Below are 23,335 nucleotides of genomic sequence, written 5' to 3' on the forward strand. Positions count from 1 at the left end.
TCGTACTGGAGCATGGGCGCGCTCTCCCTCTCAAATCCCTTCTCTGTACAGGTTTTAATTCATTCGGCGTTGTGATTTTGCTAACAAAATACAGCCGATAAATTATCAAAATGTTAACCTCTGCGCAAAAATGAAACTTTCACTCTGCATTAAAATGAAATAAATGTTTTATTTAAGGCGTCGTTATTCAGTTGCATGTGAAAGCCGGAAGATCCGGCTCATGACCCTACTGCAACACCACTTTCGGGAGCCGCCATGTTTAACATTGCTTTACTGGGCGCGGGCCGTATCGGCCAAATCCACGCCGCCAATATTGCCGCCCATCCCCATTCCACCCTCTGGTCCGTTGTCGATCCTAATGCAGAAAACGCCGCGCGCATTGCCGAAAAATACCAGGCGCGCCAGCAGAGCGTTGCCGAGTCGATGAGCGACCCGGAGGTTCATGCGGTGCTGATCGCCTCGGCGACCGACACTCACGCTGACCTGATTGAGCTTGCCGCCAAACACGGCAAAGCGATCTTCTGTGAAAAGCCGGTGCATTTGGATCTGGCCCGCGTGCGCGACTGCCTGAAAGTGGTGAAAGCTCATAATGTGCCGCTGTTTATCGGCTTTAACCGCCGCTTTGACCCTCAGTTCCGCAAGCTGAAAAACGAAGCGCTACAGGGGCGCATCGGCACGCCGGAATCGCTGGTGATTATCTCCCGCGACCCGTCGCCGCCGCCCGCTGAATATGTGCGTGTCTCCGGCGGCATGTTCCGCGACATGACCATTCACGACTTTGATATGGCTCGCTTCATCATGGGCGAAGAGCCGGTGGCCGTGTATGCCCAGGGCAGCAATCTGGTAGATCCGGCGATTGGTGAGGCAGGCGACATCGACACTGCTTTTATCGTCCTGAAATATGCCTCCGGGGCGCTGGCGACCATTGTGAACAGCCGCCGCTCGGCCTATGGCTACGACCAGCGTCTGGAGCTGCACGGCGCTAAGGGCCTGCTGACAGCGGGCAATATCCTGGAAAACCAGGTTCAATTCTTTGGCGACGGCGGGAACACCAGTGCGTTGCCAGAACACTTCTTCCTCCAGCGCTACAAAGATGCCTACGCCGCCGAATGGCAGCACTTTGTTGCCGTCCTGCGCGGCGAGGCCAAACCCGAGTGCAGCGGCGATGACGGTGAACGCGCCCTGTACCTGGCCGACAAGGCGCTGGAGTCACTGCGTAGCCAGCGCGAAGTTGCTTTGTAACCTCCGAAGACCCTACACATAGAAGAGAGATAACAATGAAAAAGCTGATCCTCGCCGCCCTCATCGCCCTGACCACGGCTCCGGCGCTGGCCGAAAACGAACAGATTGTTTTTAGCACCCCCAACCTTGCGATGCCGTTTGAAGTGCATATGCAGCGCACCGCCGTGCAGGCCGCCAAAGAGATGGGCGTCAAGCTGCAGGTTCTCGACAGCCAGGGCAGCTCTCCTAAGCAGGTCGCGGACCTGGAAAACGCCATCACCCGTGGCGCTCAGGGCTTTATCGTTTCGCCAAACGACGTTAACGCCGTGTCGAGCGCGGTAGGGGAAATTCAGGATGCCAAGCTGCCGGTGGTGACACTCGACCGCTCGGTTGTTAGCGATAAGCCGGTGCCGCACTTTGGTGCCAACAACTATAAAGGCGGCCAGGCGGTGGCGGACTTTGTGAAAGCCAAATTCCCTGACGGCGCGGACATCGTGCTGCTGACCGGGCAGCCTGGCTCCTCCTCCAATATCGAACGTACTAAAGGGATCCGCGATGGTCTAAAAGCCGGGGGCGATAAATACAGGATCGTCGCCGATCAGACCGGGAACTGGATGCGTTCCGAAGGCATGCGCATCGTTGAAAGCGTTCTGCCGTCTCTGCCGAAAAAGCCTCAGGTGATCCTCTCCGCCAACGACGATATGGCGCTCGGCGCGATTGAAGCGCTGCAGGGCCAGGGCATGAAACCGGGTGAAGTGCTGGTGACCGGCTTTGACGCAGTGCCGGAAGCGCTGGCCCGCGTACGCGATGGCTGGATGGCGGCAACCGCCGATCAGCGCCCTGGTTTTGCGGTGAAAACGGCGATGAGCCAGCTGGTGGCCAACATCCGCGAGAAGAAGGCGATTACCGGGGCAGATTACGCGCCCACGATGATCACCAAAGATAACCTCGATCAAGCAGAGCGTATCGGCGAAGCCGGCAAATAAATCTGAACGTGCCCGTCCGCCTGCGGGCGGGCGCAACAGAGGAGCAGTCTGATGTCGCAACCTTTACTGAAAGTGACCGACCTGGCGAAGAGTTTCTCCGGCGTTTGGGCGTTAAGCAGCGCACAGCTCAGCGTCGGGCAGGGGGAAATCCATGCCCTGCTGGGGGAAAACGGCGCGGGAAAATCCACGCTGCTGAAGGCGCTGGCCGGGGCGCAGCCGCAAACGCGCGGTGAGATCTGGTTCAACGGTGAAACGCTTTCTGCGGATGACTCGCCGGTAGCGCGCCAGAACAAAGGCATTATCACGATTTATCAAGAATTTAACCTGCTGCCCAATATGACGGTGGCGGAAAACATGTTTCTTGGCCGCGAGCCGCGCCGCCGCAACCTGATCGTCGACAGCAAAGCGGTGAACCAGGAAGCGCAGGTCATTCTGGATTATTTGCAGCTCAACGTTGCGCCGACGACCGCCGTGGCCCGCCTGAGCGTTGCCCAGCAGCAAATGGTGGAGATTGCCAGGGCGCTGACGCTGAACGCCCGGCTGATCATTATGGATGAGCCATCCGCTGCCCTGAGCGACAGCGAAGTTGAGAGCCTGCACCGCGTGGTGCGCGAGCTGAAAGGCCGTGGCGTCAGCATTATTTATGTGACTCATCGCCTGCATGAAGTCTTCCAGCTTTGTGACCGTTTCACCGTATTTCAGGATGGCCGCTATACCGGCTCCGGCGACGTGGCGGGCACCAACGTGGAGCAAATTATTCGCCTGATGGTCGGCCGAGACGTGGTGTTTAACCGCCGCGATGCCAGCCTCACACACCATGCAGACAAGCCCATCCGTCTGGCGGTGAAGGGGCTGAGCCGTGAAAAGCCGCCGCTTGATCCACACGGCATTGCGTTGAAAGACATCAGTTTCCACGTGCACGCCGGAGAAGTGTTGGGCATCGCCGGACTGGTAGGTGCCGGGCGGACCGAGGTTGCTCGCTGCCTGTTTGGCGCAGACAAATTCACCACCGGCAGCTTCGAGCTGGACGGCAAACCTTACCGGCCTCAAAACCCGATGCACGCGCTGGACCAGGGCATCGCGCTGGTGCCGGAAGATCGTAAAAAAGAAGGGGCGGTGCTGGGCCTGTCGATCCGCGACAACCTGTCGCTCTCCAGCCTTTCGTCCCTGCTGACCTGGCGCTATTTCGTTAGCCTGCGTAAAGAAGATGCGCTGATTGAGTCCTACCGGCAGGCGCTGCAAATCAAAATGGTTAACGCCGAACAGGAGGTGCGCAAGCTCTCCGGCGGGAACCAGCAAAAAGTGATCCTGGCGCGCTGTATGGCGCTGAATCCAAGGGTGTTGATCGTCGACGAGCCGACTCGCGGCATTGACGTAGGTACCAAATCTGAAGTGCATCAGGTGCTGTTTGATATGGCTAAGCGAGGCGTGGCGGTGATCGTGATCTCTTCCGACCTGCCGGAAATTCTCGCGGTGTCGGATCGGATCATCACCCTCAGTGAAGGGCGAGTGACCGGCGAACTGCACGGCGACGAAGCCAACGAAGAACGGCTGATGACCCTGATGGCCATCAACCATAGCGCCTTAAGCGCCGCATAACGGGGGAGCCCATGACGCAGATGATTACCAAAACCCAGACGCCGGCAAAAAGTGCCTCACGCTTCGATCCGATCGCTTTCTTCGAGCGCTTCGGGGTGCTGATCTTCATGTTCCTGCTGCTGATCTTCTTCCAGTCGCAGAACAGCAACTTCCTGTCCGAACGTAATATTTTCAACATCCTGACCGAGGTTTCTATCTATGGGATCATCGCGGTGGGCATGACCTTTGTCATTCTCACGGCGGGTATCGATCTGTCGGTGGGTTCGATCCTGGCCGTGTGCGCGATGACCGCAGCCTACGTGATCAAGGGGGATAACTTTACCACTGTCGATCCGAACGCCTGGGGCGGCTTTAGCTGGCTGCTGGGGTTGGGGATTTGCCTGGCGCTCGGCACGCTGATTGGGTTCCTGCACGGTCTGGGCGTCACTCGCCTGCGTCTGCCGCCGTTCATTGTCACGCTGGGCGGGATGACTATCTGGCGCGGCCTGACGCTGGTGATCAACGACGGCGCGCCAATTGCCGGGTTTGATGCCGGCTACCGCTGGTGGGGACGCGGCGAAATGCTCGGCATCTCGATACCTATCTGGATCTTCGCCATCGTCTCGATTCTGGGCTATCTGGCGCTGCACAAAACTCGCTGGGGACGCTTTGTGTATGCCATCGGCGGCAACCCGGAAGCGGCTCGCCTCGCCGGGGTTAACGTGAGGCGCGTGCTGGTTAGCGTGTATGTGGTGATTGGCTGTCTTGCCGGGCTGGCGGGCTTTGTGCTCAGCGCCCGATTGGGCAGCGCTGAAGCGGTCGCGGGGATCTCCTTCGAGCTGCGCGTTATCGCCTCGGTGGTGATCGGCGGGACATCGCTGATGGGCGGCTACGGGCGGATCAGCGGCACGATCATCGGCGCCATCATCATGGGGATCCTGATTAATGGCCTGGTGCTGATGAACGTGTCGGCCTACTACCAGCAGATCATTACCGGGCTGATTATCGTACTGGCGGTGGCGTTTGATACTTACGCCAAGAACCGGCGCGGCGCGCTGTAGGGATTGCCCCTCATCCTAACCCTCTCCCATTCAGGGAGAGGGCTGGGGTGAGGGTACAAAGGCTGGTCACGACTTCAGGAACAACACATGAAAAAGGTCAGAATTGGTTTAATCGGCACCGGCTACATCGGCAAAGCCCACGCCATCGCCTACGCCCAGGCGCCGACGGTCTTTGACCTGCAGGGCGAACTGGTGCGTGAAATGGTAGCGGAAATCACGCCGGAGCTGGCGGCAAAACGCGCCGCGGCGTTTGGGTTTAATCGCTCCACCGGCGACTGGCGCGAACTGGTAGCGGACCCGAACATTGACGTGGTGGACATTTGTTCCCCAAACCACCTGCATAAAGAGATGGCGCTGGAAGCGATTCGCCACGGCAAGCACGTCTATTCAGAAAAGCCGCTGGCGCTTAATGCTCGCGAAGCACGCCTGATGGTGGATGCTGCAGATTTGGCTGGAGTGAAGACATTGGTCGGCTTCAACTACATGAAGAACCCGACGGCGCAGCTGGCAAAGCAGATCATTGCACGCGGTGAGATCGGGGAAGTGATCCACTTCTACGGCACCCACAATGAAGACTATATGGCCGATCCGCTTTCGCCGATCCACTGGCACTGTTTCAAAGAAACCGCCGGGCTTGGTGCGCTGGGGGATCTGGCGGCGCACATCGTCAATATGGCGCAGTACCTGGTGGGCGATATCCACGAAGTCTGCGGTGACCTGAAAATCGTGGTGCCGGAGCGCCCGGCTTCCGCTGGCAGCAGCGAGATGATCGCCGTGGAAAACGAAGATCAGGCCCACGCGATGGTGCGTTTTGAAGGCGGCGCCCAGGGCGTGATCGAAACGTCACGTGTCGCCAGCGGTAGAAAAATGGGGCTGACCTGGACAATCACCGGCACGAAAGGGGCGTTGAGCTTTACCCAGGAACGCATGGCGGAGCTGAAACTTTATCTGCAAAGCGATCCCGAAGGACGCCAGGGTTTCCGCACGCTGCTGGTTGGTCCGGCTCACCCGGATTACGGCTCGTTCTGTATGGGGGCGGGGCACGGCATTGGCTTTAACGATCAAAAAACGGTGGAAGTACGCGATCTGATCGACGGCATTGCCACTGATAAGCCGATGTGGCCGGACTTTGAAGAGGGCTGGAAGGTGTCGCGCATTCTCGACGCTATCGCCCTGTCACACCAGCAGGGGCGCTGGGTCAACGTATCTGACATTGTCTGAGGACGAAGCATGAAAGAAAAGCAGTTGGATCTGATTTGCATGGGGCGGGTCGCGGTAGATCTCTACAGCCAGCAGATTGGTGCGCGGCTGGAAGATGCCAGTAGCTTCGCCCGTTATCTTGGCGGCTCCTCCGGCAATGTGGCCTACGGTACCGCTCGCCAGGGGCTGAAATCTTCCATGCTGGCGCGCGTTGGCGACGAGCACATGGGGCGCTTTCTGCGCGAAGAACTTAGCCAGGTCGGCTGCGACACCAGCCATTTAATTACCGACAAAGAGCGGCTGACGGCGCTGGTGCTGCTGGGCATCAAAGATCGCGACACTTTCCCGCTGATTTTTTTTCGCGACAACTGCGCGGATATGGCGATTACGGCGGACGATTTCAGCGAAGAGTACATTGCCTCTGCCCGCTGCCTGGCGATTACCGGCACGCACCTCTCAAACCCGCGTACCCGTGAGGCGGTGCTGACTGCGCTGAGCTATGCCCGCCGGAACGATGTTCGCACCGTGCTGGATATTGATTATCGCCCGGTGCTGTGGGGGCTGACCTCCCTCGGCGACGGCGAGACGCGCTTTGTTGAAGCCGAACAGGTCACAACCCAGCTGCAAACGGTTCTGCATCTTTTTGATGTGATTGTCGGCACCGAAGAAGAATTCCACATTGCCGGCGGGTCAATCGACACGCTCGCGGCACTGAAAAAAGTGCGGCAGAACACCGAGGCGACGTTGGTCTGTAAGCGAGGCGCGCAAGGTTGTTCCGTGTTCCTCGGGCTGATCCCTGACTCGCTGGATGGCGGGATAAACGTCAGCGGCGTGCGCGTGGAAGTGCTCAACGTGCTGGGCGCGGGGGACGCGTTCATGTCCGGCCTGCTGCGCGGCTACCTCAATGACGAAGGCTGGGAGCAGGCCTGCCGCTATGCCAATGCCTGCGGTGCACTGGTGGTTTCACGCCATGGCTGCGCCCCGGCGATGCCGAGCAAAATTGAGCTGGATGATTACCTTTCGCGTGAACATCAGGTGCCTCGCCCGGATCTCGACGAACGCCTGAATCACCTGCACCGCGTCACCACGCGTCGACGCCAGTGGCCGGAACTCTGCGTGATGGCGTTCGATCACCGCAGCCAACTGGAAGAGATGGCGCTGAAAAGCGGCGCGGATTTACGCCGAATTCCGGTGCTTAAACAATTGATTTTACAGGCTAGCCGCGAAGCCGCTCAGCGTGCCGAGCTGGAGGGCAAAGCCGGGCTGTTGTGCGATGGCACCTTCGGCCAGGACGCGCTGAATTCCATCACCGGTGAAGGCTGGTGGATCGGTCGCCCGATTGAGCTGCCAGGGTCACGCCCGTTGGAAATGGAACATGGCAACATCGGCTCGCAGCTGATTAGCTGGCCGCAGGAACACATTGTTAAGTGCCTGGTCTTTTTCCACCCGGAAGATGCCCACGCTCTGCGTCTGGAGCAGGAGCAGAAGATTGCCGAAGTGTACCGCGCCTGCTGCCAGTCGGGCCACGAGCTGCTGCTGGAAGTTATCCTCCCGGCGAATATGCCGCGCAGCGATGAGCTTTATCTCAGAGCCGTTTCCCGCTTCTACAACCTTGGCATCTACCCGGACTGGTGGAAGCTGCCGCCGCTGAGCAGCGCTGGCTGGGCGGCCCTGAGCGAGCTGGTGGATAAACGCGATCCCCACTGCCGCGGCGTGGTGATCCTCGGCCTGGATGCCCCGGTAGAGGTGCTGCGTGATGGCTTCAATGCCGCCGCTAATTACCCGATTGTGAAAGGCTTTGCGGTAGGGCGCACGCTGTTTGGCGAAGCCTCGCAGGCCTGGTTAAAACGCGATATCGACGATGCGCAGCTGGTGGCGCGCATCCGTGACAATTACCTGCGGCTGATCGCCCTGTGGCGCGAGCGCGCCCAGCATAAACAATAAGGAGAGCATTATGACCGTGCATTTAGGCATTAACCCGCTGACCTGGACCAATGACGATCTGCCTTCTTTGGGCGCCGACACGCCGCTGGACACCTGCCTGAGCGAAGGAAAAGAGGCCGGATTTGAAGGTTTTGAACTGGGGAATAAATTCCCGCGAGAGGCCGGCGTGCTGGGGCCGATTCTCGATAAGCATGATTTGAAGCTGGTCTCCGGCTGGTATTCTGGCCGTTTGCTTGAGCGCTCCGTTGAGCAGGAAATTGAGGCCGTGCAGCCGCACCTGACGCTGCTGCGCGAACTGGGGGCGAAGGTGTTGGTATTTGCCGAAGTCACCCACTGCATTCACGGTGAGCAGCAAACTCCGGTGCATTTACGGCCCCGTTTCCCTGCCGAACGCTGGCAGGAGTACGGCGAAAAGCTTACCGCGTTCGCCCGTTATACCCAGCAGCAGGGCGTGCAAATTGCCTATCACCACCATATGGGAACGGTGATTGAGAGCGCGGATGACGTGAATAATTTGATGGTTCACACAGGGCCGGAAGTCGGGCTGCTGCTGGACACCGGGCATCTGACTTTTGCAGGGGCCGATCCGCTGGCGGTGGCCGAGCGCTGGATCTCGCGCATTAACCACGTGCATTGCAAAGATGTGCGCGCTGGCGTGCTGGCGGACGTGAAAAACCGCAAAACCAGCTTCCTGGATGCGGTCCTGAGCGGCGTATTTACCGTGCCGGGCGATGGCTGCGTGAACTACCCGCCGATCATGGCGCTGCTGAAAAAGCATGGCTATCAGGGCTGGCTGGTAGTTGAGGCCGAGCAGGATCCGGCGGTGGCACACCCGATGACCTACGCGCGGCTGGGCTACGCTAATTTGAGCCGTTTTGCTCGCGAAGCCGGGCTGATTTAAGGAGGGAGCATGGCCGAATTACTTTCCCGCTGGCAGCAGCCGGACGCGCAGGGGCAGACGCAGTGCGTCACGCCGGAAAACGCGGGCTGGGGCTACGTGGGATTTGCCGCTTATCAGCTTCAGGAAGGGCAGGTTCTGGAACTGCCCGCCGTGGAGGAAGAGCGCTGCCTGGTGCTGGTCGCAGGACGTGCGACGGTGGACACGCCGCTCGCTCGCTTCCCTGAAATAGGCGACCGCATGAGCCCGTTTGAGCGCCGTAAACCCTGGGCCGTGTACGTGACGTCCGGCGAGGGGGTTAAGGTTCTGGCGCTCACCGCGCTCGAACTGGCCGTTTGCTCCGCGCCGGGTAAAGGGACTTATGCCACGCGGCTCATTGCCCCGCAGGATATTGATGCCGAGGCGCGCGGTAAAGGCCACAACCAGCGCTATGTCCACAATATTCTGCCGGAGGATAAGCCCGCCGACAGCCTGCTGGTGGTGGAGGTGTATACCAACGAGGGCTGCACCAGCTCGTACCCGAGCCACAAGCACGACACCGATAATCCGCCCAACGAAACCTATCTCGAAGAGACTTATTATCACCGCCTCAACCCGCCGCAGGGGTTCTGTCTGCAGCGTGTGTATACCGATGACCGCTCGTTGGATGAGTGCATGGCGGTGTACGACAAAGACGTGGTGAAAGTGCCGAAAGGCTACCACCCGGTGGCGACGATGGCCGGATACGACAGCTATTACCTGAACGTGATGGCGGGGCCGGTACGCAAGTGGATGTTTACCTGGGAGAAAGATCACGCCTGGGTTAACGGCAGCGAGTACGGGAACAAATAAACTGGCTGAGTCACTTTTAAACAAAGGCTGCCCGCTGAGGCAGCCTTTTTCTTTGGGCCCCGACCTGCCGGAATATGTCTGTTTAAACGAAGCGCGACTGCACAAAACCGTTGGCAGAGGTGTATGATAACGGCTTCTCTGTCAGGTTAATTTTAACGTGCAGACGACAATCCGCGTGACCTTTGCCGCCTGCCTGATTTAGGTTGGACACATGCATACAGGAACACCAGACAACGATTCGCCCTTTGGTACACTTCTGGGCTATGCGCCGGGTGGCGTAGCGATTTACTCCTCTAATTACGGCAGCCTCGACCCGAAAAATTACCCCGAAGACGCGGAGTTTCGCAGCTACATCGGCAACGAATACATGGGCCACAAATGGCAGTGCGTAGAGTTTGCCCGCCGCTTTCTCTTCTTAAACTACGGCTTTGTCTTCACTGACGTTCACATGGCGTGGGAAATTTTCTCGCTGCGATTTTTACGTCAGGTGGTGAACGACAATATTCTGCCGCTGCAGGCCTTTGCGAATGGCTCAAAACGAGCGCCGGAGGCGGGCGCGTTACTTATCTGGCAGAAGGGCGGCGAATTTCATGAAACTGGCCATGTCGCGGTGATCACTCAGCTTATCGGCAATAAAGTGCGCATTGCCGAGCAGAACGTGATTCATGCGCCGTTACCCGTCGGGCAGCAGTGGACGCGCGAGCTAATCCTGGTTGAACGCGACGGTCACTATACGCTGCAGGATACGTTTGCTGACACGTCGATTCTTGGCTGGATGATTCAAACTGAAGAGACGACCAACAGCGAGCCACAGCCGGAAATCGGCGGTGAAGCGCTAAAAATTGGTGGGGCTCGCCTGGCCAATAAGCGCCAGTTCGACGGCAAATGGCTGAATGAAAAAGATGAACTCCAGCTGGCCTATATACAGGCCAATGGCCACATTATTAATAAAGATCCTTGCCAGTATTTCACTATTACCGAAAGCGCCGAGCAGGAACTGATCAAGGCCACCAACGAGCTACACCTGATGTACCTGCACGCCACGGATAAAGTGCTGAAAGACGACAGTCTTCTGGCACTCTTTGATATTCCCAAAATTCTCTGGCCGCGTCTGAGGCTTTCCTGGCAATGGCGCCGCCACCAGATGGTCAGCGGCCGCATGGATTTTTGCATGGATGAGCGCGGGCTGAAGGTGTACGAATACAACGCCGATTCAGCCTCCTGCCACACCGAAAGCGGGCTTATCCTTGAGGAGTGGGTTAAGACGGGATACCGGGGCACCGGGCATAATCCGGCGGAAGGGTTGCTGGAAGAGCTTACCGGGGCCTGGAAGCACAGCAGCGCCCGGCCGTTTGTCCATATTATGCAGGACAATGACGCCGAGGAGGATTACCACGCGTTGTTTATGCAGCGTTCGCTGTTGCAGGCCGGGTTTGACACCAAAATATTGCACGGCCTGGGCGAGTTGAACTGGGACAGCGCCGGGCAGCTTATTGATAATGATGGCCGGGCGGTGAACTGTGTCTGGAAAACCTGGGCGTGGGAAACCGCGATTGAGCAAATTCGTGAGGTTAGCGAAACCGAATATGCCGCCGTGCCGATCCGTACCGGCCATCCACAGGGAGAAGTGCGCCTGATTGACGTCTTGCTTCGCCCGGAAGTGCTGGTGTTTGAACCGCTGTGGACGGTGATCCCCGGTAATAAAGCCATTCTGCCGGTGCTCTGGCAGCTGTTCCCGAACCACCGTTACCTGCTGGATACGGATTTCGAGGTGAACAACCTGCTGTCAAAAACCGGCTACGCGGTGAAGCCAATTGCCGGGCGCTGCGGCAGCAATATCGATCTGGTCAGCCACCATGATGAACTGCTGGATAAAACCAGCGGCAAGTTCGTGGATCGCAAGAATATCTATCAGCAGCTGTGGTGCCTGCCGAAGGTGGATGGCAAATACATCCAGGTCTGCACTTTTACCGTGGGTGGCAGCTACGGCGGCACTTGCCTGCGTGGCGATGATTCGCTGGTGATTAAAAAAGAGAGCGATATCGAGCCGCTGATTGTGGTCAAAAACAGGTAGCGGTTGATCGTCCCTAAGGATGAGTTGATGGCCCGGATGCTGCTTCGATCCGGGCAAGTCGCCCGCTTATACCACGGTAGTTCATCTATTCTGTTTCAGCATGGCCTGCGCTATTTTTTATTTCTATCGTGGTTATCCATTTTATTAATCTGCGATTATTTTAATAAAATTAACGCCAGGCTGTAGATAGGGCTTCTTTGATTTTTTTGTTGATGTATTTTTTTGTTTACATTTTAAATATAGGTAATTCAATTAATTGCGATTTTTTCTTGATGATTTTAAATTTTTATTGTCTGGGGTTGAGGCTGGATATAACATAACCGCACTGCGGTATTGATGGTGTTTATATAAAATATGCGAATCATAATTTATGTAAATGCTTTATCCGGAGAGCGTGGTTTTCCTGGCGGAGGATATTACCAGGCTGGTGCGCTAAGATATCCTGGGTGGATTGAACGAAATGCAGGGATTTTGCTGTCGTAGTAATGTTGAGACAGCAGTTAAAGGGAGTTTTTGTGAGAAAAGATAAAAAAATCATTCTTGGTGATAATGTTCTTAATGCTTCTAAAAAGAGAATCGATTGGGTATTCGATACCTTTGATCAGGTCTGCGTCTCTTTTTCCGGTGGAAAGGATTCCAGCGTGCTTTTTCACCTTGTGGCTGAAATCGCTCGCCGCCGGGAGCGTCAGTTTGACGTGCTGTTTATCGACTGGGAAGTTCAGTTCCAGTATACCATCGACCATGTATTGCGACTCAGGCAGCAATATGACGATATCGTTGGGCATTTTTACTGGGTCGCTTTGCCGCTAACCACGGTGAACGGGGTTTCGCAGGCTCAGCCGGAATGGATTTGCTGGGAGGAGGGCGTGGAATGGGTTCGCCAGCCGCCGGAAGACGCCATTACCGATCCAAACTTCTTCCCCTTCTATCGCTATGGCATGACCTTTGAAGAATTTATGCCAGCGTTCTCACGCTGGCTTTCCGGCGATAAAGGTCTGGCCACGTTAACCGGCATCCGGGCCGACGAATCCCTCAACCGTTTTTTAGCGCTGGCTTCACAAAGCAAAACCCGCTATGCCGATGATAAGCCCTGGACTACGGCCAGCCGGGAGGGCAATTTTTGTGTCGCTTATCCTTTGTACGACTGGAAGGTACAGGATATCTGGATTTTTAACGGCAAATATAAAGCTGCCGGGAATCCGCTTTATGACCTGATGTATCGCGCCGGTGTCCCTATGAAAGCGATGAGGGTGTGTGAACCTTTTGGCCCGGAGGCGCGCCGTGGGCTTTGGCTCTACCATGTTCTGGAGCCTGAAACCTGGTCCCGGGTATGCATGCGCGTGGCTGGCGCCAACAGCGGCGCTATTTATGCGCATCAGAGCGGTTCTTTCTATGCCCGCAATACTAGCATCACAAAACCGAGCCATTTAACCTGGCAAGAGTACGCCATGTTTTTACTGGCATCGATGCCGGAAAAAACAGCGGAGCATTACAAGAATAAAATTGCCATTTATTTAAAATGGTATAGAGAACGAGAGTTTCCAGAAAATATTCCTGATGAGCAGGATAAAGATTCCGGCTCGAGAGATATACCCTCGTGGCGAAGGATATGTAAGACGCTATTGAAGAATGACTTTTGGTGTCGGACGCTATCATTTAGCCCTAATAAGCCACAGCACTACAACCGGTACCTTGAAAGGATACAAAAGAAACGACAAATGTGGGGGATCCTCTGATGCTTAATACGCTATTAAAACAACTGGATAATTATCTTTCTTCCGTCGAATCGGATGAGTCAAAAGTGGACGCAATCAATGAAGTCAAAAAAGTCATGCATCAGCACAGCCCTTTTAAAAAAGAGCCGGTTGATTGTGTCCTTTGGGTTCGTGAGGGCGATATTGTGGCCAATGATTATAACCCTAACGTTATGGCACCCGTTGAACGAAGCTTGTTACAGCTTTCAATTGAGACAGATGGATTCACTCAGCCTATTGTGGTGACGCCGCTGAAAGATAAGTTTCAGGTCGTGGATGGGTTTCACCGGCATTTGGTAGGAAAAACATCGCCTGTGGCAAAAAAGAGGATCAACGGTTTTCTTCCTATTACGGTGGTAAACCTGGAATCCAGTGGTGAAGCCGAATGTATTGCCGCGACGGTGCGCCATAACCGGGCGCGTGGAAAACATCAGGTAACGGCGATGTCCGATATTGTCCGCGATCTTTCCCGTCTGGGCTGGGATGATTTGAAAATCGGATCAGAATTGGGGATGGACGCTGATGAAGTGCTGCGCCTGAAGCAGATTAGCGGCCTGTCTGAGCTGTTCAGTAGCGAACAGTTTAGTGATGCGTGGACGATAAAATAGCGCGTTTTAAATAGTAAAAAAAACGCTTTTGGGGGGCTTTAAGTTGTGTGTCTGGACGATAAATATTGTAGGTGAAAATAATTAATGGCGTTACAAGAGTCTTAATTAATGTATGTTAATGTTTTAATGAACGTATTTGGAAGTAGTTAAGCCAATTTTTGTTGAATTTATATTTGATGGTGTTTAATGTGTTTTCAATGTTCACCATTTGTTAATGTAAGGTTTTTATGTTAAATATTAACTTGAAAAAGTTTGGCGAGAAACTTGATAAGAATAAAATTGCAAGGTTTAGAGATGAATATCTAAATAAAAGATATAGTGAGCTAGAGACCAAGAGAATACTCGATGGTTGGCGGCGGCGAATCGATATAAATGGAGATCTTAAAATTATTCATACTATCAGTGGCATCTGTAGTATGAGTCGAGCTGGTCGAAATGTTATATCTCCATTCGAGCAACGTTCTGCTGAGTCGATCTTAAATAGTTGGGATGTTATTTCATGCTGCTGCGTTGTAAAAAAAATACCGGCTCGTTTAGCGGGATGTGGTATAGCACCGCTCCCTATTGCATTGGATTTAAATGTACCTGTGCAAAATATTCTGGGCACTCACCTACAGGATGTGGCATTCCCTAATTTTGCGGGTAGAGAGGGAGCTGTTCCTTCAGGAGCACTGGTCGATAGTTACGCTTTGGCAGACGCTATATTTCAAGGGAAAAATAGGCCTACTAAAGGTAACTTTAGAATGAATAAACCTTATAATACTTTGTTATCCGTTGAGGAAATTCATCGTCAAATTAGGCGTCAACAAACTACGGCCGAGTACAATGAGATTTTAGTTGTTGGGCGAACTGGCCTGAATATATATTCTGGACTTCCTGCAACAGATAGAATCAGATTAAATGGAATATCTTACCGTCCTTTTTATGCAGGGATAAAAGGTCTTCTCTCCAGTGGACGGGTCGGTCCTCAACTGATAGAGATGGTTCTTAAAGATTTAGAATTTATTAAAAAATTACTGCGAGTAAATAATCTTAATGAATTTACTTGCTGTTGGTCGAAGGGAGGGTTGTTGCGCATAAATCCATTGAACCAGGTTATTATCAATGCTGGATTTGAGCAAAGCTCTTATTCTCCTGAAGTTTTTAAATTATCAAATTATAGTTTTGCCTAATATGCATTCTCAATATTAGCCCTGAAAATTTGTATCGTGTAAAACGGGAGCGTTTTTGAACAGCGCTTGCATTGGACCCTTATGGGGTGAGTCTCAGGGATGAAACGAATACTAAAACGTCGGGAACGTTTTTGAACAGCGCCTGCGCTGGTCCCGAAGGGGTGAGTCTCAGGGATGAGACGAATACTAAAACGTCGGGAGCGTTTTTGAACAGCGCTTGCGTTGGACCCTTATGGGGTGAGTCTCAGGGATGAAACGAATACTAAAACGTCGGGAACGTTTTTGAACAGCGCCTGCGCTGGTCCCTTATGGGGTGAGTCTCGGGGATGAGACGAATACTAAAACGTCGGGAACGTTTTTGAACAGCGCTTGCGCTGGTCCCTTATGGGGTGAGTCTCGGGGATGAGACGAATACTAAAACGTCGGGAACGTTTTTGAACAGCGCTTGCGCTGGCCCCTCATGGGGTGAGTCTCAGGGATGAGACGAATACTAAAACGTCGGGAACGTTTTTGAACAGCGCTTGCGCTGGCCCCTCATGGGGTGAGTCTCAGGGATGAGACGAATACTAAAACGTCGGGAACGTTTTTGAACAGCGCTTGCGCTGGCCCCTCATGGGGTGAGTCTCAGGGATGAGACGAATAATCGACTTTCAGTTCGATGCAGAGTCCGTTTCGCCAAAAGCAAAAAACCCGCCATAGGCGGGTTCTTCTAAATAGTGGTGCCCGGACTCGGAATCGAACCAAGGACACGGGGATTTTCAATCCCCTGCTCTACCGACTGAGCTATCCGGGCAACGGGGCGCATTAAACCGTAAACCCCATTCCGCGTCAATGGCTTTGTTGCACGGCACGGTGCGTTTGCCTGATTTATGTGCGGGCTGTTACAGACTTCATGTTGAACCCCCTGGCAGAAGGTGCCATGATTGCGCCAGTTTTCTTATCCACTACGGGGCGCCTTGATGTTCACTCTCAATTCCCATGCATCTTTCGGGATGGCGCTCGTCCGTGCTGCTATAACCTTCCGAAGTCCCTTGCTCACCATGCGGTGAGGGCAATGCTTGCTCGCTGCAGGACATCAGTAAAATCAGGAATCGCCTGGTTTTACTGATGTCTGGCGGTCGAAGTGGATTCACACCTAAGACCTTCAGAACGCCTTCGTTGGGGAATTTTCCCTTTGCCGTGCCGGATGGCACTCACTCATCCTTGCAGACGGGGATTTGTGCTTATGAAATCACTGAAAATTGCCGCCAGTCACGACGTGGCTGCATTACTCTCAACGCATCGTGAAGTGGTCACGCTCGACGAGACCGACTTCACCGATGTGGCGGCAGTTGTCATCTCCGTTGCGGACAGCCGCAGCGGCATTCTGGCCTTGCTTAAACGCTCGGGTTTTAATTTGCCGGTGTTTATTTTTAGCGAAACCGCCGTTGACGGTTTGCCTGCGGTAACCGGCGTGATTGCCGGGAAAGCGCAGGATTATCTGGAGCTGGAAACCGCGGCCAGCGGCTACGAAGAAGATCTGTTGCCACCGTTCTTCAACACGCTGACCAAATACGTGGCGATGGACAACAGCACTTTTGCCTGCCCTGGGCACCAGCACGGGAAATTCTTTAAAAAACACCCGGCGGGACGGCAGTTTTATGATTTCTTTGGTGAGAACGTATTTCGTGCAGACATGTGCAACGCGGACGTTAAGCTGGGTGACCTGCTGATCCACGAAGGCTCAGCTAAGCACGCGCAGAAGTTTGCCGCGAAAGTTTTCCACGCCGACAAAACTTATTTCGTGCTTAACGGTACCTCTGCGGCGAACAAAGTGGTGACCAATGCTCTGCTGACACGCGGCGATCTGGTGCTGTTTGACCGCAACAACCATAAATCAAACCACCACGGCGCACTCATCCAGGCCGGTGCTACGCCGGTTTATCTGGAAGCTTCCCGCAATCCCTTTGGCTTTATCGGCGGCATTGATGCGCACTGTTTTGATGAGAAATACCTGCGGGAGCTGATTTCGGAAGTGGCACCTGAACGAGCTCAGGAGGCAAGGCCTTTCCGCCTGGCGGTGATCCAGCTCGGCACCTATGACGGCACAATTTATAACGCTCGCCAGGTGGTAGATAACATCGGCCATCTGTGCGATTACATCCTCTTTGATTCGGCCTGGGTCGGCTACGAGCAGTTTATTCCGATGATGGCGGACTGTTCGCCGCTGTTACTGGAGCTGAATGAAAACGATCCGGGGATCTTTGTCACTCAGTCGGTTCACAAGCAGCAGGCCGGATTCTCCCAGACTTCGCAGATCCATAAGAAAGATAACCATCTTCGCGGTCAGGCCCGTTTTTGCCCGCACAAGCGGCTTAACAATGCTTTCATGCTGCATGCTTCAACCAGCCCGTTTTACCCGCTGTTTGCCGCGCTGGATGTAAATGCCAAGATCCACGAGGGCGAAAGTGGTCGTCGCCTGTGGGCGGAATGTGTGGCACTGGGCATTGAAGCGCGCAAGGCGATTATCGCCAACTGTAAGATGATCAAGCCGTTTATTCCGCCGGAAGTGGCCGGGCGGCCGTGGCAGGATCACCCCACGGAGAAGATTGCTCAGGAGCGCCGCTTCTTCAGCTTTGAACCCGGTGAGCGCTGGCACGGTTTTGAAGGTTATGCGAAGGACGAATATTTTGTCGATCCCTGCAAGCTGCTTCTAACCACGCCGGGCATCGATCCCGAAACCGGGCGCTACACCGAGTTCGGTGTGCCAGCGGCAATCCTCGCTAACTATCTGCGTGAAAACGGAATTGTGCCGGAAAAGTCGGATCTTAACTCGATCTTGTTCCTGCTTACCCCGGCGGAGAGCCACGAGAAGCTGGCTCAACTGGTGGCCATGCTGGCGCAGTTTGAACAGCATATTGAGGACGACACGCCGCTGGCGGATGTGCTGCCCACGATTTATCAGAAATACCCGGTGCGCTACAAGGGTTACACCCTGCGCCAGCTTTGCCAGGAGATGCACGATCTGTACGTGAGTTTTGAGGTTAAAGAGCTGCAGAAAGCGATGTTCCGCAAGGAGAGCCTGCCTGCCGTGGTGGTGAACCCGCAGGACGCAAACATCGAGTTTATTCGCGGCAACGTGGAGCTGGTGCGCCTGAGCGAATCTGAAGGACGTATCGCGGCGGAAGGCGCGTTGCCTTATCCTCCGGGCGTGCTTTGCGTGGTGCCGGGTGAAGTTTGGGGCGGGGCGGCACTGCGTTACTTCCTGGCGCTGGAAGAGGGCGTGAATATGCTGCCAGGCTTCTCCCCTGAGCTGCAGGGCGTGTACAGCGAGACGGATTCGGACGGCATTAAGCGGCTGTACGGCTACATGCTGAAGTAAGAGGGAATAGCCCCTCACCCCAGCCCTCTCCCCAAGGGGGCGAGGGAGGAAAGAAGGGTGAAGAAGTGTATTCCCGGAAAGTCCCCTCTCCCTTTTAGGGAGAGGGTTAGGGTGAGGGTAAATTACCGCCGGCGATAGCTCTTCTGGGCGTTATTCACTTTGTACAGGTAACGACGAGACTCTGCGGACGGATGTCGCGTGGTCAACGTTTGATAGACATCGCCCGGCGCCATGCTGTTAATCAGGCTAAACGCCTGCATCTTATCGTTAGAGAACACCCGCAGCACGCTGCCCGCGCCGCCGTTATAGGCCGTAATCACCGCATAGCGACGTGACGTTGGGTTATCAATCTGCCCCAGATAGCTGTTCTGCAAAATCGCCAGATAGGCCGTGCCGGTATCAATGTTGCTTTCCGGGTCGAACAGGAAGCTGCGGCTTGGTTTGCCCCATTTACCCTGCGCCTTAAACACGTCAACCCCGGCGCTGTGCTGAACAACCTGCATCAGGCCCAGTGCATCCGCGTGGCTTACCGCATACGGGTTGAAGCTGGATTCCGTCTGCATGATGGCCAGAATCAGCGACTCGTCCACGCCGTATTTCTTCGACGCTTTACGCACCATACCGATGTATTTATGTGCTCGTTTGTCGAGGTGGTTAGGCACAAGATTGATGGTCACGCTATAGACGATTTTCAGCCCGGTACTGCGCTTTTGCAGGCGCGTTTGCAGCAGATAGTCGGCAAACTTCGTCGCACGGCCTTCCCAGCGAATGGGCTGGCCAGTGTTATCCACGACCTGGCCGTAAAGGAACGGCTCTTTGGAGATCTGGACGTCGTTGGCATCGGAATAGAGATCTATTGAGCCAGGATCGTCCCCCATCAGCAGGGTGGTAATGATGGCCTGGCGCAGGTGCGCGGCAGGATCGGTGCCCGCGATGGTCTCAACGGTGATGGTACCTTCATCAAAGTTGATATGGCTACGCGTCAGATATTGGTCGGTGTATTTGACGTAATCTTTCGGGCCTGCGATCAGGACCTCTTTCATACCCCAGATATTTTCAATGTTGTTGGCAAACTGCCCCATCAAAATATCAAACCCGTTGGTGTCCTTTACGTAGGCTTCGTTAAAAGCGTCATCGCCTTTTTTACTGGAGCAGGAGATCAGCAACGGGGCCACGAGAGCCAGCGCGAGAAGTTTTTTCATCATTCCGTGTATGCGTGTTGTGTTTGCAAAAAGGTGCCGACGATTACTGTTTTTCTGGCGGGGTGAAGCCTTCGATATGGACTTCTTTCCCTTCAAACAGGAAATTGACCATCTCGTTTTCCAGCTCTTTGCGGTGTTCCGGGTTCATCATGCTCATCTTTCTTTCATTGATCAGCATGGTCTGCTTGGACTGCCACTGCGCCCAGGCTTCTTTGGAGATTTCGTTGTAGATCCGCTTGCCCAGTTCGCCCGGGTACAGCTGGAAATCCTGGCCTTCAGCATCGCGCTGCAGGTAAGTACAAAAAATCGTTCTGCTCATGATTATTCCTCTTCTTCGGCACGAACGGGCGCTAAGACAACCGGTTCGGCTCGTAATTGTTGTAGCAGGCGTTCCACGGGAGCCGCCAGCCCGACAGACGGTGGCTGGCCTAAGTTATACCAGAGAGCGGGGCCTTCATCCATGCAGGCGTCCATGGACGACACCGGAAGCCACATCGGCACAATGTCTAAATGGAAATGGCTAAAGGTGTGGCGGAAAGCCGTTAACTGCGTGAGATTATCTGCCGGAATACCTCTCTGCTCCAGCCAGCGATGTAATTCCTGTTCTTCAGCGAACTGTGGGAAGCAGAATAGGCCTCCCCATAGCCCGACCGCCGGGCGCTGCGCCAGGAAGACTTCATCGCCATGCTGCATCATCAGCATATAACCGGTGCGTTCAGGCAGCGTCACTTTAGGCTTCTTGCCGGGATAGTTCGCCCAGCTGTGGTTGGCATAGGCCACGCAGCCGTTGTTCAGCGGGCAAAGCTCGCATTTTGGCTTTGAGCGGGTGCAGACCATGGCCCCGAGGTCCATCATCGCCTGATTAAACTGGCTAACGCCCTGTGCAGGGGTTACGCGTTCGCTGATTTCCCAGAGGCGGTTTTCAACCTCTTTTTTGCCCGGCCAGCCGGAAACGGCATAGCAACGGGCGAGCACGCGCTTTACGTTGCCATCGAGAATCGGGAAGTGTTTACCCAACGAAAGAGACAGAATCGCGCCTGCGGTTGAGCGCCCGACGCCAGGCAGGTCGGCCACTTCGTCATACGTTTCAGGGAAAACGCCACCGTGTTTATCGGCAACGTGTTTAGCGGCTTTATGCAGATTGCGCGCACGAGCGTAATAGCCCAGCCCCGTCCACAGGTGCAGCACTTCGTCCAGCGGGGCGTTCGCCAGGTCGGTCACGGTGGGGAAACGCGCCATAAAGCGCTCAAAATAAGGGATGACCGTCGCGACCTGGGTTTGTTGCAACATTACCTCAGAGAGCCATACTTTATAAGGCGTTTTCTCCTGCTGCCACGGCAGGGTTTTGCGCCCATACTTGTGGTACCAGTCGAGGACTTGTTGGGCGAATTGAGGAGCTTGCATGGTCAACGCGGGATATCCGGCAAAGGTGTAATAAAGGAGCCGATTCCAGCACAGCGGCGTAAAGCTGTAAACCGGAACTTTCTGCCACTTGCTTCTCATCCTTAACTTTGGATAATGCCCGTTTCCCGAACACTAAGCGAAGCGTTAAGAAAACCATGAAGAATGACGTCATTTCACCGGAATTTAATGAAGAAGGCCGTGTGCTGCGCCGCATCCGCAGCTTTGTCCGTCGCCAGGGGCGTCTGACAAAAGGCCAGCAGCACGCGCTGGATAACTACTGGCCGGTGATGGGCGTTGAGTTCCAGGCCGAGCCTGCCGACTTTAGCGAGATTTTTGGCCGCGAAGCGCCGGTCACGCTGGAGATCGGTTTTGGTATGGGCACCTCGCTGGTAACCATGGCACAAACCAATCCGCAGCATAACTATCTCGGTATTGAAGTGCATTCGCCGGGCGTGGGCGCCTGCCTGGGCACCGCGCATGAGGCTGGCGTGGAGAACCTCCGTGTGATGTGCCACGACGCGGTGGAAGTGCTGGAAAACATGATTCCTGACAATTCTTTGAACATGGTTCAGCTGTTTTTCCCTGATCCATGGCATAAAGCACGTCATAATAAACGCCGTATCGTTCAGGCACCGTTTGCTGACCTGGTGAAACGCAAGCTGAAGTTGGGCGGCGTGTTCCATATGGCCACCGACTGGGAACCTTATGCTGAACATATGCTCGAAGTGATGTCCTCTATCGAAGGGTATAAAAACCAGTCGGAGAGTCACGACTACGTACCGCGTCCGGACTCACGTCCGGTAACCAAATTTGAACAACGTGGCCATCGTCTTGGTCACGGCGTATGGGACTTAATGTTCGAGAGGGTGAAATAATGGCAAAGAATCGTAGCCGTCGTCTGCGTAAGAAAATGCATATCGAAGAGTTCCAGGAACTGGGCTTCTCGATTGCCTGGCGCTTCCCGGAGGGCACTTCCGAAGAGCAAATTGATAAAACCGTGGACGAGCTGATCGCCGAAGTGATCGCGCCGAACAAGCTGGCGTTTGACGGCAGCGGTTACCTGGTCTGGGAAGGTCTGGTGTGCATGGAAGAGATTGGCAAATGCACCGAAGAGCATCAGGCGCTGGTGCGTAAATGGTTAGAAGACCGCAAACTCGAAGATGTTCGCATCAGCGATCTGTTCGACGTCTGGTGGGATTAAGCTTTAGCAAAAACAGGCTGGTTAATTAACCGGCCTTTTTTTCAGGAGCTGATTTTTCAGGAGAAAATATGATCCGTAAGGTCCTTTTAGGCGCGCTGCTGGTCACCGCCGCTTCGGCACACGCGGACTATCAGTGCAGCGTCAATCCACGTGATGACGTGGTGATTAACCCGCAGTCCGTGCAGGTTGTGGGTGAGAACGGCAATCTGGTCATCGCGCCTGACGGCAGCGTGCAATACAACGGTGTTCAGAAGACGCTGACATCCGCACAGCGCCAGCAGGCGCTGAACTACCAGAAAGCCCTGCGCACGGATTTACCGTGGATCGATAATGGGGCTCGCTCTCGCGTAGAGAAAAGCCGCGTCGCGCTGGACGGCATTATTGCTAAACAGGTCGGGGAAAGCAGCAGCATGCGTAATCGCCTGACCAAGCTGGATGCCCAGCTAAAAGAGCAGATGAACCGGATTATTGAGCGCCGCCAGGACGGGCTGACGTTCCATTATAAAGCGGTCGATCAGGTAAGAGCCGATGGCCAGCAGCTGGTGAACCAGGCGATGGGCGGCATTCTGCAGGACAGCATTAATGAAATGGGCGCGCAGGCGGTGCTGAAAGGCGGCGGCAACCCGCTGCAGAATGTACTGGGTAACCTGGGCGGTCTGCAAACGGCGGTTCAGAACGAATGGAATAATCAGCAGGCTGATTTTGAACAGTTCGGCCACGAGGTGTGTAACCGGGTGGTGTCGCTGGAAAATCAGCGTAAAGGGCTTGTGGGGGCGCTGAAGTAATTTTCTCCTCACCCTAACCCTCTCCCCTAAGGGGAGAGGGGATAAACCATGTTCC

General features: G+C 54.7%; 19 protein-coding genes and 1 tRNA gene. 16 read left to right on the forward strand and 4 right to left on the reverse strand.

Annotated elements, in window-relative coordinates; genetic code table 11:
* Positions 1–255 precede the first annotated feature (255 nt).
* The 12 genes from iolG to F3J26_RS18090 all read left to right on the forward strand — a co-directional run bounded on the left by iolG (position 256) and on the right by F3J26_RS18090 (position 15,327).
* On the forward strand, positions 256–1,242 hold the full coding sequence (gene iolG, locus F3J26_RS18035; RefSeq protein ID WP_166995216.1) for an inositol 2-dehydrogenase: 987 nt from the start codon (positions 256–258) through the stop codon (positions 1,240–1,242).
* A gap of 35 nt (positions 1,243–1,277) precedes the next feature.
* Positions 1,278–2,207 (forward strand): substrate-binding domain-containing protein, encoded by a 930-nt coding sequence (locus F3J26_RS18040; RefSeq protein ID WP_166995218.1) that lies wholly within the window; start codon positions 1,278–1,280, stop codon positions 2,205–2,207.
* 51 nt (positions 2,208–2,258) lie between these two features.
* Entirely contained in the window at positions 2,259–3,806 is a 1,548-nt protein-coding gene (locus F3J26_RS18045) for a sugar ABC transporter ATP-binding protein (protein ID WP_166995220.1), read from the forward strand.
* An 11-nt stretch (positions 3,807–3,817) separates the two neighbouring features.
* Entirely contained in the window at positions 3,818–4,846 is a 1,029-nt protein-coding gene (locus F3J26_RS18050) for an ABC transporter permease subunit (protein ID WP_166878096.1), read from the forward strand.
* An 87-nt stretch (positions 4,847–4,933) separates the two neighbouring features.
* Positions 4,934–6,067, forward strand: a complete 1,134-nt coding sequence (locus F3J26_RS18055; RefSeq protein ID WP_166995222.1) for a Gfo/Idh/MocA family protein — start codon at positions 4,934–4,936, stop codon at positions 6,065–6,067.
* 9 nt (positions 6,068–6,076) lie between these two features.
* The gene (locus F3J26_RS18060; RefSeq protein ID WP_166995224.1) at positions 6,077–7,990 is read left to right on the forward strand and encodes a bifunctional 5-dehydro-2-deoxygluconokinase/5-dehydro-2-deoxyphosphogluconate aldolase; all 1,914 of its coding nucleotides are present in this window, start codon (positions 6,077–6,079) and stop codon (positions 7,988–7,990) included.
* A gap of 10 nt (positions 7,991–8,000) precedes the next feature.
* A complete protein-coding gene (gene iolE / locus F3J26_RS18065) occupies positions 8,001–8,891 on the forward strand; it encodes a myo-inosose-2 dehydratase (protein WP_008457033.1) in 891 nt (296 codons plus the stop codon).
* Positions 8,892–8,900: 9 nt separating this feature from the next.
* Positions 8,901–9,719 (forward strand): 5-deoxy-glucuronate isomerase, encoded by an 819-nt coding sequence (iolB, locus tag F3J26_RS18070; RefSeq protein WP_166995226.1) that lies wholly within the window; start codon positions 8,901–8,903, stop codon positions 9,717–9,719.
* Between the two features lie 211 nt (positions 9,720–9,930).
* Positions 9,931–11,793, forward strand: coding sequence for a bifunctional glutathionylspermidine amidase/synthase (gene gss / locus F3J26_RS18075; protein ID WP_166995228.1), 1,863 nt, complete (start codon positions 9,931–9,933; stop codon positions 11,791–11,793).
* 485 nt (positions 11,794–12,278) lie between these two features.
* Positions 12,279–13,529 (forward strand): phosphoadenosine phosphosulfate reductase, encoded by a 1,251-nt coding sequence (locus F3J26_RS18080; RefSeq protein ID WP_166995229.1) that lies wholly within the window; start codon positions 12,279–12,281, stop codon positions 13,527–13,529.
* Positions 13,529–14,155 (forward strand): ParB N-terminal domain-containing protein, encoded by a 627-nt coding sequence (locus tag F3J26_RS18085; RefSeq protein WP_166995230.1) that lies wholly within the window; start codon positions 13,529–13,531, stop codon positions 14,153–14,155. The genes F3J26_RS18080 and F3J26_RS18085 overlap by 1 nt, the downstream gene beginning before the upstream one ends.
* A 227-nt stretch (positions 14,156–14,382) precedes the next feature.
* A complete protein-coding gene (locus tag F3J26_RS18090) occupies positions 14,383–15,327 on the forward strand; it encodes a hypothetical protein (protein ID WP_166995231.1) in 945 nt (314 codons plus the stop codon).
* A gap of 717 nt (positions 15,328–16,044) precedes the next feature.
* Here the strand turns inward: F3J26_RS18090 and F3J26_RS18095 are convergent.
* Positions 16,045–16,120 (reverse strand) — tRNA-Phe (locus tag F3J26_RS18095).
* A gap of 432 nt (positions 16,121–16,552) precedes the next feature.
* On the opposite strand from F3J26_RS18095, the gene F3J26_RS18100 reads away from it, so the two are divergent.
* Complete coding sequence (locus F3J26_RS18100; RefSeq protein WP_166995233.1) at positions 16,553–18,688, forward strand: ornithine decarboxylase; 2,136 nt, start codon at positions 16,553–16,555, stop codon at positions 18,686–18,688.
* Positions 18,689–18,810: 122 nt separating this feature from the next.
* On the opposite strand, the gene mltC is transcribed toward F3J26_RS18100, so the two are convergent.
* The 3 genes from mltC to mutY are packed head-to-tail and all read right to left on the reverse strand — an operon-like array spanning position 18,811 to position 21,294.
* Positions 18,811–19,890, reverse strand: a complete 1,080-nt coding sequence (gene mltC / locus F3J26_RS18105; protein ID WP_008461527.1) for a membrane-bound lytic murein transglycosylase MltC — start codon at positions 19,888–19,890, stop codon at positions 18,811–18,813.
* Between the two features lie 43 nt (positions 19,891–19,933).
* A complete protein-coding gene (locus F3J26_RS18110) occupies positions 19,934–20,209 on the reverse strand; it encodes an oxidative damage protection protein (protein ID WP_008461529.1) in 276 nt (91 codons plus the stop codon).
* 2 nt (positions 20,210–20,211) lie between these two features.
* Entirely contained in the window at positions 20,212–21,294 is a 1,083-nt protein-coding gene (gene mutY, locus F3J26_RS18115) for an A/G-specific adenine glycosylase (RefSeq protein ID WP_205246554.1), read from the reverse strand.
* A gap of 155 nt (positions 21,295–21,449) precedes the next feature.
* On the opposite strand from mutY, the gene trmB reads away from it, so the two are divergent.
* From trmB to F3J26_RS18130, 3 genes are all read left to right on the forward strand, one after another.
* Complete coding sequence (gene trmB / locus F3J26_RS18120) at positions 21,450–22,169, forward strand: tRNA (guanosine(46)-N7)-methyltransferase TrmB (protein WP_166995237.1); 720 nt, start codon at positions 21,450–21,452, stop codon at positions 22,167–22,169.
* Positions 22,169–22,495 carry a YggL family protein gene (locus F3J26_RS18125; RefSeq protein ID WP_008461534.1) on the forward strand — a complete coding sequence of 109 codons (327 nt, stop codon included), beginning with the start codon at positions 22,169–22,171 and terminating at the stop codon, positions 22,493–22,495. Before trmB ends, F3J26_RS18125 begins: the two co-directional genes overlap by 1 nt.
* Positions 22,496–22,563: 68 nt before the next feature.
* Positions 22,564–23,280: a DUF2884 family protein gene (locus F3J26_RS18130; RefSeq protein WP_166995239.1), complete on the forward strand. Its 717-nt coding sequence runs from the start codon at positions 22,564–22,566 to the stop codon at positions 23,278–23,280.
* Positions 23,281–23,335 lie beyond the last annotated feature (55 nt).

This window comes from Enterobacter sp. Ap-867, from assembly GCF_011752855.1.
Classification (GTDB): Bacteria; Pseudomonadota; Gammaproteobacteria; order Enterobacterales; family Enterobacteriaceae; genus Cedecea.